Origin of the sequence: Thalassoglobus polymorphus (assembly GCF_007744255.1) — a bacterium.
Taxonomy (GTDB): Bacteria; Planctomycetota; Planctomycetia; order Planctomycetales; family Planctomycetaceae; genus Thalassoglobus; species Thalassoglobus polymorphus.
Genome location: NZ_CP036267.1, coordinates 6,330,060 through 6,344,851 on the forward strand (window position 1 = coordinate 6,330,060; position 14,792 = coordinate 6,344,851).

Genomic DNA, 14,792 nt, shown 5'->3' on the forward strand with positions numbered 1-14,792 from the left:
ACTTGAATCAGAGCGATTCTGTAAAACAGTTCTCTAGAACATTTTCAATGTTTCTCTTGTCCGCGAAGTAGGTTTTCACAAGTCCATACGCTGATGCCACGAGACAGTACTGTTAATGCGGATTGTAGATTTGCTCTTGAGGATTTCATTGAACAAGGCCACGTTTGATCGTGAGAGACGGTGAAACGTGGCGCTGTGTTGTTCGCTGGTTGACCTGCCTGTACGTATCGAGGGCGTCTGTGAAGTCATAAAAGAGAATTTCACAGGCACGGCAAGCATTGAAAATACTCTAGATGCCGACACCCTTTTCGTTGACGCTTCCGCCCAGTGTGACAGAGATTTCGATCAGCTGATCGTTGCGAAGAATCGTTAATGTGACGACTTCGCCAGGTTTTTTGCTCTCGATAATTCCGAGGAACTCCGCAGCTGAGGCGACCGGCTCGTTTTCCAGAGCAACGATTGTATCTGCCGCCGATCGGTCAATGATGACAGCTGGCCCGCGTCGAATTCGTCGTGGGCCGCGAACTCCAGCTTTTTCAGCAGGACCATTCGGAGTCAATTGCGACACTCGCAGCCCGTGCTCGGTGACTGTGACATGCGAGATTCCGATCTCTCCACGGATCACTCGGCCATGGTCAATCAGTTCCGGGACAACGCGACGAATGAGATTGATCGGAATGGCGAAACCGATCCCGGCACTCTGTTCGACGCGACTGGCAATCGCGGTGTTCATCCCGATCAATTTTGCATGTGAGTTGATCAGCGGTCCGCCTGAATTTCCCGGGTTGATAGACGCGTCGATCTGGATGATTGATTTGATGATCCAGTTCTGTTGAATTTCAAGTGTGCGGTTCAAGCTTGAAATCATCCCGTCGCTCATCGTCCGTTCGAGGCCAAACGGATTTCCTAATGCAAAGACGCGCATGCCGACGCGAAGCTTATCTGAGTCTCCGAATTCGATCGGAAAGAGTTCATCCGGCTTCGCATCGATCTTGATCACAGCGATGTCATTGACTGGATCGGCTCCCACTAACTTCGCTGGGTATGTCTCCTCGTTATACAGTGTCACTGCGACTTGTTGGGCTCGGTCGATGACATGGTAATTCGTCAGAATGTGCCCCTCTTTGTCGAGCACAGATCCGGAACCATTGCCCTCTTCCGTGGTCCTCAGGAAAAAACGATCAGCGCGAACCCCAAGGGTGGAAATGTTGACAACGCTTCGGTTGCAACGTTCGTAGACGGCAACATTGACAGCTTCGTCAGGAGTCAGCCCCTCTTCGTTGTAAAGACTCGGTAAGGATTCCAGCTTTGGGGAGGCTGGTTTCGAGCTTCTTGGTGGCGCATTGAGTTGCGGCAAGACCGGTGGTTGGACTTGTGCCACAACGGAATTTTGAATCAGCAGGATAGAAAACAAACTCACAAACAGCTGTCGCATCGGTGCTCCCGTATCTTCATTTGGTTGCGACTCAAGCAACGAAGCCAGGTAGCTTCGTCTCAGTATAGATATAAATCGTAACTGCAATCCGCTCAACCCCGCTTCCGGGTTCGCCCGCCACTGAATAGGCCGCTTAAGTTGATCGCATAGGAGTCCAGGCGGTATCTGTTGAGAATGGAGAATCGATTGCTCTTGATTAGGTGACTGCCTAATTGGCGTGACCCTGTCGCCTGCGGTTGCTGCCATATCGGCACTTCTGTGGTTGACCTTTGTTGTGGCTAGAAGTGTGTTTCGTGCGTAAGTTGAATTGATTAAAGGTTTTAGTAGGTTCGTTGGACTGGTTGGCACGCTGTTTGCAATGTTCATTGTTGCTTGCTGGCTGATTTCAACAGTGCTGGCAATAACCAATTTTGACAGATTTTTTTGAGTAGGAGGGAACAATGTTGACTGCCAATCGGTTTCATCAGTTTTTGAATTCTGCTCGTGAATGGGAGGCCTTGATGAAAAATCATCTGGACTCCAAACCAACTTCAGTCCATCGCATCGCCAGTGATGACGGGGCTGTTGTTTTTGAAATCGACATCCCCGGATTCGAGCGAGAGGATCTGGACGTTGAAGTGAATGGAACAAATTTGCTGGTCCGCGCAGAACGTCAGAGCGAGGTCGATAATTCGAATATCAATTGGAAAATTCGCGAGAGACAGACTGGTTCAGAGGCTTACCGTTTTGAACTGCCATTCCGGATCGATCCGGAACAGGCAGACGTCAATTATGAGCATGGCGTGCTGCGGCTGAAAATCCAAAAGCCGGCTGAAGAACTTCCTCGAAAGCTGACCGTGCAATAATTTTGCTCGCTGTTTTCAGGAAGGCTTCTTGGCGCAATCAATTTCAGATTGTGCTCTCCGGTTTGAATGAAACAACTCTGAATTTATGACTAGAGCAGGTTGCTCTAACGTGTGCCCGTGCAGAACGCATTTCTCTAGCAAAAATGCTGTTCGCCACGAGGCAGGACCTGAATACAAATCAAAAGATGCTCTAAGGAGAAATGTTATGTCTTCAACACTTGATACAAACAAAAGTTCAAATACTTGTGAAACGAACGCTCTCGAATGCGAAAAAGTCTCCACCACTCCGGCGCTGAGAATGAGACCGCGTGTTGACATTATGGAGCAAGAAGATCGCTACTTATTGAAAGTCGATCTCCCCGGTGTCCACAAAGATGATCTCGATGTCACACTGGAGAAAGAGACCTTGTCGTTGAAAGGGGTTGCTCGATTCGATCTCCCTGAAGGTTTTCGTGTTGTGAGTGGATGTGGCTCTGATCGCTGCTACGAAAGAACTTTCCGTATCTCGGATGAAATTGATCGTGAAGGAATTACGGTTGAGATGAAAAATGGAGTGGCCTGGCTCGATCTCCCCAAAAGTGCGATGGCTCAGAAGACCAAGCTCACAGTCAAGTGATCCCAGTCAAGTGACCACGTTAAGTGATCGCAGCAAGGCACATGCAATCAAGCAGCTCAGGACAGAGTGTTCCTGAGCTGCTTTTGTTTGCATTCAGAAGGATTTTGAGAAACAACTTTCGCGTGCAGCCGTATGTCGAATACCAATTTTACAGGCAAGACGTGTTCTGCACGGGGGCAGGTCGACTAAGCTGTGCTGGAGCTGACTGCTCTACCGTGTGCTCGTGAAGAACGCATTTCTCTAGCAATAATGCTGTTCGACACGAGGCAGATTCTGCAAACCAATTCGAAAGCTGCTTTAGCTCCAGTTCTTCCGGTAGCTTGCGGCCATTAACAGTTTGTTTGCTTCCTGGTCATCAATGACCACCTCTTCTTTTGCGTTCCATCTGAGCGGTCTTTGTAGCTGATGCGACACATACCCAAGGTGACCCGGTGTAATGGAACGGTGAGCTGTCTCCGCCGGCGCTAAACATTGCTGGCGGCTTTTCATGCAATCAAGAAAATTACCGACATGGCTGGGGACTTCTTGAACACGAAATTTACCGGGATTGTACTTCAGGTCTTTCCATTGTTTCTCAGAGGCTGACAGCTTGCCTCTGCTGACGTGCAGCCAACCGTTCTCGCCGATCCATTTGGTTCCAAGTTCATTTTGGCTGGCGATGGTCGATGTCACTCCGTTTTCATACTCGCAACGAATCGTGTACTGATGCGGAGTGTTGTAGACATCCGTCTCCGGGAAGGTCCAGTCGACTGCTTCAACGACTGTTGGACCATCGTTGTCGAGATCGAGTGACCAGTGAGCAATGTCGTTGTGATGACCGATCCAATCCATCAGCACGCCACCACCGAACGCTCGATGTCCACGCCACCAGCGGTGGTGTCGAGCCTGCATGTAGGGCAACATTTCAGATGGTCCGCACCATTGGTTGTAGTCGAGCCCGACAGGTGGGACGAGAACCTCAGTGCTTCCCTGCGGTGTGTCGTAGCCGGGTGGAATTCCGACTTCGATCTCTTTGATCTTTCCTAACACTCCGTTTCGTACCAGGTTCACAGCATGCTGAAATAATGGTTCCGAGCGTTGTTGAGAACCGGTCTGGAAAACTGCTTTCTGCTTTTCGACTTCTTTGTAAACCTGCTGGCCTTCTCCGAAGTAATGTGTGACCGGCTTTTCACAGTAGACATCTTTCCCTGCCTGAATCGCTGCGAGTGTGCAGTGTGCATGCCAATGATCCGGGGTGGCGACAACGACGGCATCGATTCCATCTCGTTGGCAAAGGCTTTCGTAGTCAGACGTAATGAACAGTCCTGAGTAACTCCCGGACTTGTACGCCTTGCCGTATTGACGTTCAATTTTTGTGCGCGCCGGGATTCGACCGAAAAGAGTTCCTTGACCCCAATCGCGGTCGCGATAGTGCAGGTCATGGACATCGCAAATGGCGGTGATTTGTACTCGTGGGTCAGCCAAAAACGCATTGAGCAAATTGAATCCACGCGAGCCCAGACCGATGATTCCAACATTGATACGATCGTTCGCAGCCGCTCGGTTTTGACCTTTCAATCCAGTTGAAAGAATGAAAGGGGACGCCAATGTCAAAGCGGACGATTTCAAAAACGTACGACGTGGGATGTGAGGCATGGCGTGACTTCGTTGTAGAGTGTGTGAAAGAGGAGCAATGCTGATTGGAGTCAATTCATATTGTCGAGAGATCTGAATTCTCGTGCAACCTGAACCGTGCAACCTGAACCGTGCAACCTGAACCGTGCAACCTGAACCGTGGAATCTGAAACGTGGAATCTAAACCGTGGAATCTAAACCGTGGAATCTAAACCGTGGAACCCGCTTTGCCGCTGAGAGACTTGAGTCAGTTTGAGCACCAGTCCAGAAGAATATGGACGGCCGTAAAGTTGCGGAGCAGATAAGGGGAGAGAAAGGGGCTAAACTTCAAAGTTAAGTTTCTCAACAACTTTTTTGAAACTCTCCAGATTTTGCCATCGCCAGATTCTTGCAGATTGTTCAGACTCCATCATAGAACGATCACGTTTGTTTGGTTTTCAGCAACAAGGGAAGGTGAGTCAGCATGGCGAAACGACAGGAGGCACTCTCTGTCGCACGGTCTCCGGGTTTTGGAAGTCTGGTTGGCTGCTTCGGCGTTCTGTTTGGTTTGGTCTTCTCCACAATGTTTTTTGGCATTGGCAGTTTATTTCTCTGGCTGACTGCAGTGCACCCTGGTCTTCAGGTCTGGGAAGCAAGTTCCTGGGTGGAAACTCCATGCACGATTATCAAAAGTGATGTCGAAGGGCGGGAAACCTATCGTGTGGAAATTGAATACCAATTCACCTTCGACGGCAAATTGCACAAAGGTGATCAATACGATTTTTTTGACATGTCCACCAGTGGAAGAACCTCCAAGGAACGGATTGTCGCTAAGTATAAAGAGGGCTCTGAGCACGTTTGTTTTGTCGATCCTGATGATCCCACAAAATCGGTTCTTCACAGGGGGCTCTCTGCGAAGATGTGGTGGGGGCTCTTTCCGATTCCATTTATGGTGATCGGATTGGTTGGGTATTGGGTTGTCTTCTTTGGAAGAACTCGAATTAAGAACAAACTGACGCACATGCAGAACCGGGCGATTGGAGATGCCAGTCTGAGCGAGGCCATGACCGGGCGTTCGTCGCAGTCATTTTCTACAAATCGTGTTGCGAGCCAATCGGAATGGTCTGACTCAAGTTATGACGAAGAGGATCTTTTTGAAGAGCCGGGCTCTGTCACACTCGCTCAGGAGTCTTCGCCGTTCGGGCTTGCCCTCTTTCTATTATTCTTTGCTCTGATCTGGAACGGGATTGTTTCCGTTTTCGTCTTTTCTCGATTTGAAAACTGGGCAAAGCTGGACTTAGGGTTTGAAGATCTGATTCTGGTTCCGTTTGTCTTAATTGGAATTGGAGTCTTTCTCGCTTCGATTTACAATTTTATGGCGGGAATGAATCCGAAGCCGGTCCTGGTCCTGAGTCGACAACTGATTCCGCTCGGCGGGGCGGCGCTGTTGCAGTGGCGGTTCCCGAACGGAACTGGCTCGCTTCAGAAGTTGAAAATTTCACTCACCGGACTGGAAGAAGCAAAATACCGTCGAGGCACGAATACCTACACAGATACTGAAACCTTCTGCAAAGAAGTTCTCTTCGAAACGACTGCTTTAGATGAATTGGCAGAGGGAGAAGTAGAGGTCAATATTCCTACGGAAATGATGCACAGCTTCAACGGAGGGAACAACAAGGTCATCTGGCAAATCCACTTCCATGGAGACATCCCGATGTGGCCGGATATTAACGCCAAATTTCCGATTAGAGTGGTTCCGCACGAATGAAAAATCTTGAACTAATTTTTGCTCACGATATGACAGAGTTTGATCCCGGTGCTGAGATCGGGTTCATTGCCTCTTGGGATTTGGAATCAGTTCCGGAGTCGGTCGAAGTTCGACTTGTCTGGAACACTTCGGGGAAAGGGGATCGGGATTTGAAAGTTGTCAAAACAGTCCGCTTCGATTCTCCGGCAGCCAACGATCAAAAAGACGTCACATTCACGCTCCCCTGGGGACCGTACAGCTTTTCCGGGAAACTGATTTCGGTAATCTGGGCGATCGAGTTGATTGCTTTGCCGGGCCGTGACTCCATGCGGCGCGAAATTACTGTCGCTCCACGGGGCAAAGAAGTTGTTGTCGGGTAAACCCTATCAGAGAATCATCGAGCAACAGTGGCGGTAGAGGAGTTTGAAACTATGTAGGAAGTCTCCGTCAATCGGGTATTGTGGAACTGTAATTTTTCACCACCCCGATCTCAGGAGACGACTATGTTTTACGTTGGATTAGACGTTCACGCAACACAAATTACGGTTTGCGTTCTCAAGAACAACGGAAAGGTTCACAAGCGATGGACGGTTCGCGAGCTCTACCGTGAGTCTGTGAAGAACGCATTTCTCTAATGAAATTGCTGCTCACCACGAGGCATGAATCGCCGTCAACACTGAGCAATTTTTCACTCTCGCGAATTCACTGGGGAAACCGGCGCAGTGGAGCGGGAAACTCACTCGCGACCGATTGAATCGATTGTGATGACGATTCACCAAAGATGGTGTTTTTTGGCATCGGTTCTTGTGTGAATGACCGGAATAATCGGTCCCTCTTTTCTTAGTTCATTCTCTTTCCTGACTGGACTTTCCTGAGAAATCATTTGTGGAAAGGATCAAAACAGGGACTCCTCTTCAGATGCCAAACGCACGCTCGATTTCCAGTGCTAGAGTTGCGTAACACAAATCAGATGGCCTTCATCAATCGAAGTGATGAATTCATTTTACACAACGTGAAGTGACCGGGCTTAAAAAGACATTGGAGTACAGAATGGGTTTTTTGAAACCTAACAACGCGAAATCAATCAGAGAAGATTCTTCAGCACAATCTGCTCGTCACTCAGCTTCGTCGACGCAGCTTGAAGAGCATCTGAAAATAGCTCGGTACGGGAGTTACCTTCTTACGGATGCCGTTCGTCCTGCGTTTGATCTGAAAGTCATTCCGGGAGCTGGCTGGCGTAAAGATGTTTATCGCGATGCAGAGACGGAAATTGATGTTCCAGTCATTATGGCATCACAAACTCGCGAGAAGTTGTTCGATCTGTTTATGGATCTTCTCGTGCCGCTGGGGGATGAAGTTGATGTCGTCCTGGAAACCAGCCATGACAGTTCACTCGGGAAGCATGACGATTTGTATCGCGAGAGTATTGAATTACCAATTCTCAAAAGCATGCTTTACGACTACGAAGATGTACTGACTAACGATGGTTGCACGGGAATCGCTGTCTTGAATGCACAGGTTCCAATGGAAGTGCAATTCGATGAGCACAAGCTCTTGATGATGTACGGGCACGATCTTGACCCATTCATCGAAGTGCTGGAATCACACGGTCTCTATCAAAGTGACACAATCCGCTTCATTACAGAAGCTGAACATATTCATTCGTCCACGGAGGAACATATCGAGCAGTTCAACGAGCTGCGTTATCAGCTTGGCGTCGAGTTCAGCTAAGGATTGCGAACAAACGCCAACATCTTCAATCTTGAGTACGATAATATGAGTCGATTCCCCTTCGGCTGCTTGTTGTCAACTCTGGTTTTGAGTTCGAGCTGCGCCAGCTTTAAGGCCCCGTCAGCTCAGACTCCCGGGCTTGCCCAACAAGAGTTCAGTCTGCCTGAGCAAAGTCTTCAGGAGCCTGAATTCAGCCAGTCTAATGCAAAGCAGTCTGTCACAGAGAAGCAGCCTGCCACAGAAAAACAGTCTCCGCTCGCAGCCGAGACTGAGTCCGCCCAGCTTTTGCCGCGAGGCTTTAAGACACTCGATATTCACCACAGCCCAGCAAGGCCGAGTCGCATTGAATTAGGAAGTCCGCAGCCGTTCCCCGGAACTGCCGAAGCTACCGAATCATTGAGTACGAACAAGCCGGTGACCAAACCTGTTGTCGAGCCCTCTGTCCAAGAGGCTCTTCCGCAGGCATCAACTTCTACTTCGGTTCAAGAAGTTTGGAAGACGCCGATGAAAAGCGGGACTGGGCGACCGATTCAAATGTCGCATGCTGGTCACGGTTCTTATCGAATTTTGATATTGGGTAGCATCTACGGAAACGAGCCGGAAAGTATCGAGCTGCTGGATTCCGTTGCTGGATTGTCTGGTGTGTATGCGAACTCTCCAAAGTATTCGTTTGTCTTTCTGCGTACCCCGAATCCAGATGGTTTGGCGGAGCATATTCACACGAATCATCATGGTGTCGACCTGAATCGGAATATGCCTTCAACCTGGTTCACTGCGACCCCGAATCGACTCACTGGTCCACACCCAGCGAGTGAAATTGAAACTCAAAATCTCATCAAGATTCTAAAGGGATTTCAGCCTCATCGTGTGATTCATGTTCGCAGCAGCATTGGTCAACGACCACTTGTGTTGCTCAACGAAAAATTGAAGCACGCGGTCGATCCGATTCGCAAACGGAAAGACTGGAGTGCGGGGACGTTTGACGGTGAATACAAAATCGGATCGGTGGAAGAGTTCGTGACTTTACGGACAAATGCAGAGTTAATGGCTGTCCATTTGCCACCGAAAGGCTTCCAGCAGATGTCTGCGAAAGAGTTGTTGGAGCTTTCAGTTTTGAGTTTCGATTCGCCACAAGTTAATCCGCAGGAGCATACTCCCCAGAACAGTTCTCCTCATAATAATTCTCCCGGAGAGAGTGGTTCGGAAAACAACATCGCCAATCGATCTCAACAGGAAGTTCTGCCACTTGAGAACACGCAGACGAGACGACCTGCTCCGCAGAAACCGGATGGTGAACTGGGGTACGTCGAAATTCTGCCTCCTCCGCCAAATCGGAAGCAGGCACAAAACCCAAGTGGATTCCAAGTGACGGACGATCCCAAGTACTACGAGCTTCCCCCACCACCCGAGCGATAAGGGATCTGCGAATAAGTCGCTACCAACTCGTCTGGTTGGAGTTTTTTGGCTACGTATCGTTTACAGAACAAAACCTGCCGCGCCGAGGTTCACACCACGGAGCCGGCAGGTTTTTCATATCGTGAGCAGCCAAAAGAAACGCTGGGAAACCGTTCTGGTTTGATGGCCTCGCAGACCTTGCCAATTACGCTCCGGCGATCAATCGTGTTCGCCGGGCAATTTCAAATTGAATCGCTCCGGAGACAATGGCTGTGGAATAGATCAGTGGACTCAGCTCCGCTAGGACACCTTGATTGGCTCGGGAGATTAATGTCATGGCACCTGCGATGAACGGTGCCAGAATCATTCCTGTGATGAGCATGATGCCGATCGCCAGCGGAAGGGCTCCCCATTTCGAGATGAGTGAGCAAAGGACTGTTAATTGGCAGAGAATCATCAGCACGCACAGGCAGGCGAACATCCCTCGGGAATGGATGATCAATTCTCTCGGGGATTCTTGATATAAAAAATATTCTGCGATAAGAATCGCGATTAGTGTCGGCACAGTCGCAATCAGGCAGCCGAGCATTTTCTGGTAAGTGATCTGGCCGACTGAGCGTGGCAACATCAGCAGTGTCGGCAATGTTCCAAGCTGACGCTCCGACTGGAGGAACTGAGCTGAGTACAGCATTGCCTCTATTGCGAAGATTATCATCAATGCGTCCCGGGCGAACTGTTCTCCGCTTGCGGATGTATAGCGATAGATTTCGGGGGAGTACTCTCGGCATAAAATGATCCATAAAGGGAATAGAATCATTTTTGCGGCAACGAAGAACGGGCCTCCTCCGAGAAAGTAAAAATCTTTCCAGGCGAGAGCCAATGGCCAGGGGCGAGCGATGTAAGGAGTCCAACGGCGGGTCGGTTTTGAAATCGTTACGCGATTTGGTTCGACGGTCTCCGGTAACCAGACGATGCGGCGGAACCAGGCCCAAGCCATCAGGAAAAACAAAGTCCCCAACAAGAATGAATAGAGGACCTGCCAGCTGAAAATGGCATATTCGGAATTTGGTTCAAAGATCAGAGAAATCTGGTCAATGACCGAGGTCTTGTCGTGTAAGAGTTTCAGCGACTCAATTCCAGAGTGAATTCTCCCGTTCGCCTCAAGGTAGCCAAGTTGAATCAGTTCATTGCATGCGCGATAAGTGGCTGGGACAAGCCCCAGAAGAAATAATGTGAAAAGAACCATCAAGCCGGAAGCTTCTCCCGAGCGACGCGAAACAACAGAGGCGAACAGGGCGAGGTTGGCGATCAAGAACAGAAACGCGGAGAGTGTGAGGTACGTCGTGAAAATTTGTGTCACAGTAATTCCACCGAGTGTGATGGAGAGTAATGCAAACGGGAACTGGGCAGCAAAGATCAGGAATACCGAGAGGATTCGATTTGTTGACTTCCCCAAGAGAATCGAAAGTGGAGAGATATCCGCGAGCAACAAGAGGTTCAGAGTTCCTTCTTCTTTTTCTTCGGTGATCGAGTTCGAAAAGTGTCCCACGCCAGCCAGCGAAATGAGAGCGATGCCGAGATACGCCATGGATCGAAAGAATTCGAGGCCGGGGGCTCCAATGATGCTGGAGCGGAAATGGGCAAAAAAGAGAAAGACCAGCAGTAGAATCACGCTCGCAATACGGACCCAGTGCGCCTGCGACTTCAGCGCATCGCCACGAATGGACCTGTTGAGAAGCGTAAGAGTTCCACGAATCATTTAGGAATCGATCCCTTAGTGATGAGCGTCATGCCCAGAATGGTAATGGAACTACGAATTCGTCGCGAAGTACGTTGGAGAAAATTTGTCGTTCTGGAAAGGGTTCCGGGAAAAATACTGCAACGGGGGCAACTAGTTTTTGGCGATTGATTCACGAGAAGAGCCCTCGTGGAGTCACCGGGACTCAGTGTAGAGGTACTGAATTGGTGCGCCTTTTCGTCGGGAGCTGGAACCAGATTGACACATCTGTTCTGCTCCTTCACGATATAGTTTGCATCATTGTGTTTCGATTCGAGATTTATGGAAAATTATGTCTTCCTTCCCAGGCTGTGGTTTCAGGTTGATTCAGTTGTTGTCAGTTGCCGTTCTGTGCAATCTGTCGGCTCTGCATGCGGAGGAAAGTTATGAGCATGAGATCAAACCGTTACTGAAAACGAAATGCTGGGCGTGTCACGGGGCACTGAAGCAGGAATCGGGGTTGCGGCTCGATTCGGGAGCTCTCATTCTAGAAGGTGGAGAGAGTGGGAAAGCCGTTGTCCCCGGTGATTCAGAAGCCAGTTTGTTGATTGAACGGATTTCCTCGCACCATGAATTCGAACGAATGCCCCCTGAAGGTGAACCACTTACTCAGAAGCAGATTGGCCTCATTCGGACTTGGATCGACGATGGAGCAGCCTTCCCTGATGCTGAGGTTGAACAGGGTGATCCGAAAGATCATTGGTCGTTTCAGCCTCTGAAGCTTCCCGCAGAAGCTTCTCCTCTCGCAAAGGAACTCGCTGCCAGTCCGAATCCGATTGATGTTTTCATTAACCGTAAGTTGGAATCGGCGGGGCTCAGTTTTTCTCCTCAAGCCGATCCCCGCACACTGATACGGCGTCTCTATTTCGACATGCATGGTTTGCCGCCAACGTGGGAACAAGTTGATGAGTTCATAAAAGAGCCATCAGCGAAGCACTTCGATCAGCACATCGATGCTGTTCTGAAGAGTCCACGATACGGCGAGCGTTGGGGGCAGCATTGGTTGGATATTGTTCGCTATGCGGATACGCATGGGTTCGAAGTCAACACTCCGCGAGCGAATGCCTGGCCCTATCGAGATTATGTGGTTGATGCTTTCAATCAAGACAAACCATACGATCAGTTTGTACGAGAACAACTCGCAGGCGAGGCATATGGCGAAGATGCAGCGACAGGGTTCCTGGTCGCTGCTGCTGTGTTGTTGCCCGGCCAAATTGGGAAAGATGAACCGTCGAAGCGGTTAGCACGTCAGGATTCTCTCGATGAAATGGTCGTCGGGACAAGTGCAACGTTTCTAGGCCTCACCTTGGGGTGTGCTCGGTGTCACGATCATAAGTTCGATCCACTTACAGCTGCTGATTACTATTCGATGCAGGCGTTTTTTGCGGGTGTCGAATACGGCGATCGGGAAATTCATGACGAAGAGTACAGGCGAAATATGGCAGAGGCTGAAAAGCTCGAACCGAATATCGCTGACCTGAAAAATCAGATCATGAAGTTTGAGCCTCTTGCTATGGGGGCGAAGGTTGTCCTGATCGATGATGAAGATTTGGAACGCGTGACGCTTTTGCAGAAAAAGAACGGGCATGGGAAAAACCCGCCTGGGGCAAAACGTGGGTACAAAGATGACCCCGGGACTGCAGGCCGGATGCCCAACCTGAGTCGTGGGCGATACACATGGTGGGACAATCGTCCCGGTGAAGATGTCTTCACGTATAACATGCAAGTTGCAGGTGAGTACGAAATCTGGATTTCGTGGGGAGTCCATGGAAGCGGAGTGCACACGCGTGATGCACGTTACGTACTGGACTTGGATGGAGATCTTGAAACGGTTGAGGATCAGACAGAAATTGCCATTGTTGATCAGTACTATTTCGAGGGGCAGGTTGAAGGTGAGTCAGAGAAGAAGCCGCTCTGGAGTGGGCTTCGAAATGTCGGACGTTATCGAATCAACGAAAGCAGCAAGCTGATCCTTCGTGGTGGTGAAACAGGGACAGGCATCACTGCAGATGCGATCGTCCTGCAAGAAGCAAACGGTCCCGCTGGACTCACCAATCGATTCCCACATCTTCGTCAACCAGTCAACTTTGAGCAGAACCTGGAACGTTTCTCTCCAGTGAAAGCGACTGCTGTTCGATTTACGATCTCAGCAACAACCAACAACAATCGTTACGAACCGTGCATCGATGAGTTAGAGGTTTTCACCACTGACCCGGAAAGCCCGAACGTCGCTTTGGCATCGTTGGGGGTGACGGCAACGTCGTCTGGCAATTTATCCAACAGCGGACGACATCAGCTGAAACATATCAATGATGGAAAACTGGGGAATGACAAAAGCTGGATTTCGAATGAAAAAGGGGCCGGCTGGGTTCAACTTAATTTCCCGGAGTCCATTGAGATAGATCGTATTCTTTGGGGGCGAGATCGCACGGGAAAACTGAAAGATCGACTGCCCGTTCAGTACAAAATCGAAGTCCGCAATGGAAGTGGGGACTGGAAAACAGTTGCTTCGTCAGCGGATCGACTTCCGTTTGGAACAACATTCGATGAAGCGACAACTCGCTTAAGGATCGCACCGGAAGAGAAGGGGAATGAGTTACGTGGTTACGCGAATGAGCTGAAGAAGTTGGAACAACGGTATCGGACGCTCACCACGCCGAAGAAAGTCTATGCTGGAGTTTTCCGGAAGCCGGATGAAACACATCTTTTACTGCGAGGAGATCCGGAGCAACCGCAAGAGAAGATCGATCCTGCCACACCTGCAATCTTCAGCAAGAACGAGGAGCGCTCACTTTCCAGCGATTCACCTGATTCTCAACGACGTTATGAATTAGCGCAGTGGATGGCAAGTGCTGAGAATCCATTGACGGCTCGTGTTATGGTCAATCGTCTCTGGCAATACCATTTTGGGACGGGGCTTGTTTCCACACCCAGCGATTTCGGTCTCAACGGTTCACCACCTTCGCATCCTGAACTCCTCGACTGGCTGGCGCAGGAGTTTGTGACGCATAACTGGTCGATCAAACATATCCATCGACTGATTCTGACTTCGAGAACCTGGCAACAATCCAATCAGATGGTTCCTCATGCCCAAAGCGTCGATGCTGATTGCCGATTGCTCTGGCGTTATCCTTCACGCCGACTTGAGGCAGAAGCGATTCGCGACGGGCTGTTGCAAGCGACAGGAAATTTGAATCTCAAGATGGGCGGCCCCGGATTTGATTTCTTTAAAACCCGCGGAGGACTGAACGGTTTCCCACCTGTGTTAGAATTCAAGGATGAGGGACTTCGGCGAATGATTTATGCTCACAAGATTCGGATGGAGCGAGTTCCGGTCTTCGGGGCTTTTGATTGTCCCGATGCAGGTCAGCCGACCCCTCAAAGAAGTCGATCAACAACGGCCATTCAGGCACTGAACTTGATGAACAGCCCCTTCATTGCTGATCAGTCAGAATCACTGGCAATGAAACTGAATGAGCTGCCATCGATTGAATTGCAGGTACGAACCGCCTATGAGAAAACGCTTCAACGAGAACCGAGTTCCAAGGAGCTCTCAGCCGTGATACCCGTTGTCGAACAACACGGGCTTTCAACATTGCTGCGAGTCTTATTCAATAGTAATGAATTCGTCACGCTGCCGTAGTGCTCTGTTG

Annotated in this window: 11 protein-coding genes; 8 read left to right on the forward strand and 3 right to left on the reverse strand. The window is 49.7% G+C overall.

Going from position 1 to position 14,792, the window contains the following annotated elements:
- Nucleotides 1-289: 289 nt before the first annotated feature.
- Nucleotides 290-1,435 (reverse strand): S1C family serine protease, encoded by a 1,146-nt coding sequence (locus tag Mal48_RS22925; protein WP_145205501.1) that lies wholly within the window; start codon nt 1,433-1,435, stop codon nt 290-292.
- Between the two features lie 440 nt (nt 1,436-1,875).
- Between Mal48_RS22925 and Mal48_RS22930 the strand changes: the two genes are divergently transcribed.
- Both Mal48_RS22930 and Mal48_RS22935 read left to right on the forward strand, forming a co-directional pair.
- A complete protein-coding gene (locus Mal48_RS22930; RefSeq protein WP_145205504.1) occupies nt 1,876-2,280 on the forward strand; it encodes an Hsp20/alpha crystallin family protein in 405 nt (134 codons plus the stop codon).
- A 205-nt stretch (nt 2,281-2,485) separates the two neighbouring features.
- Nucleotides 2,486-2,896 carry an Hsp20/alpha crystallin family protein gene (locus Mal48_RS22935; protein WP_197441926.1) on the forward strand — a complete coding sequence of 137 codons (411 nt, stop codon included), beginning with the start codon at nt 2,486-2,488 and terminating at the stop codon, nt 2,894-2,896.
- 297 nt (nt 2,897-3,193) lie between these two features.
- Here the strand turns inward: Mal48_RS22935 and Mal48_RS22940 are convergent, their stop codons facing one another.
- Nucleotides 3,194-4,531, reverse strand: a complete 1,338-nt coding sequence (locus Mal48_RS22940; protein WP_145205510.1) for a Gfo/Idh/MocA family protein — start codon at nt 4,529-4,531, stop codon at nt 3,194-3,196.
- A gap of 442 nt (nt 4,532-4,973) precedes the next feature.
- Between Mal48_RS22940 and Mal48_RS22945 the strand changes: the two genes are divergently transcribed.
- The 5 genes from Mal48_RS22945 (at nt 4,974) to Mal48_RS22960 (ending at nt 9,383) form a co-directional block, all read left to right on the forward strand.
- Nucleotides 4,974-6,257: a DUF3592 domain-containing protein gene (locus Mal48_RS22945; RefSeq protein WP_145205513.1), complete on the forward strand. Its 1,284-nt coding sequence runs from the start codon at nt 4,974-4,976 to the stop codon at nt 6,255-6,257.
- Nucleotides 6,254-6,616 carry a hypothetical protein gene (locus tag Mal48_RS22950; RefSeq protein ID WP_145205516.1) on the forward strand — a complete coding sequence of 121 codons (363 nt, stop codon included), beginning with the start codon at nt 6,254-6,256 and terminating at the stop codon, nt 6,614-6,616. The genes Mal48_RS22945 and Mal48_RS22950 overlap by 4 nt, the downstream gene beginning before the upstream one ends.
- A gap of 123 nt (nt 6,617-6,739) precedes the next feature.
- Nucleotides 6,740-6,871 (forward strand): hypothetical protein, encoded by a 132-nt coding sequence (locus Mal48_RS23795; RefSeq protein WP_261341961.1) that lies wholly within the window; start codon nt 6,740-6,742, stop codon nt 6,869-6,871.
- A 415-nt stretch (nt 6,872-7,286) separates the two neighbouring features.
- A complete protein-coding gene (locus Mal48_RS22955) occupies nt 7,287-7,967 on the forward strand; it encodes a hypothetical protein (RefSeq protein ID WP_145205519.1) in 681 nt (226 codons plus the stop codon).
- 45 nt (nt 7,968-8,012) lie between these two features.
- Nucleotides 8,013-9,383, forward strand: coding sequence for a M14 family zinc carboxypeptidase (locus Mal48_RS22960; RefSeq protein ID WP_145205522.1), 1,371 nt, complete (start codon nt 8,013-8,015; stop codon nt 9,381-9,383).
- 184 nt (nt 9,384-9,567) lie between these two features.
- On the opposite strand, the gene Mal48_RS22965 is transcribed toward Mal48_RS22960, so the two are convergent.
- Entirely contained in the window at nt 9,568-11,121 is a 1,554-nt protein-coding gene (locus Mal48_RS22965; protein ID WP_145205525.1) for an ABC transporter permease, read from the reverse strand.
- Between the two features lie 310 nt (nt 11,122-11,431).
- Here Mal48_RS22965 and Mal48_RS22970 point away from each other — a divergent pair, with 310 nt between their 5' ends.
- Complete coding sequence (locus Mal48_RS22970; RefSeq protein WP_145205530.1) at nt 11,432-14,782, forward strand: PSD1 and planctomycete cytochrome C domain-containing protein; 3,351 nt, start codon at nt 11,432-11,434, stop codon at nt 14,780-14,782.
- Nucleotides 14,783-14,792: the final 10 nt, after the last annotated feature.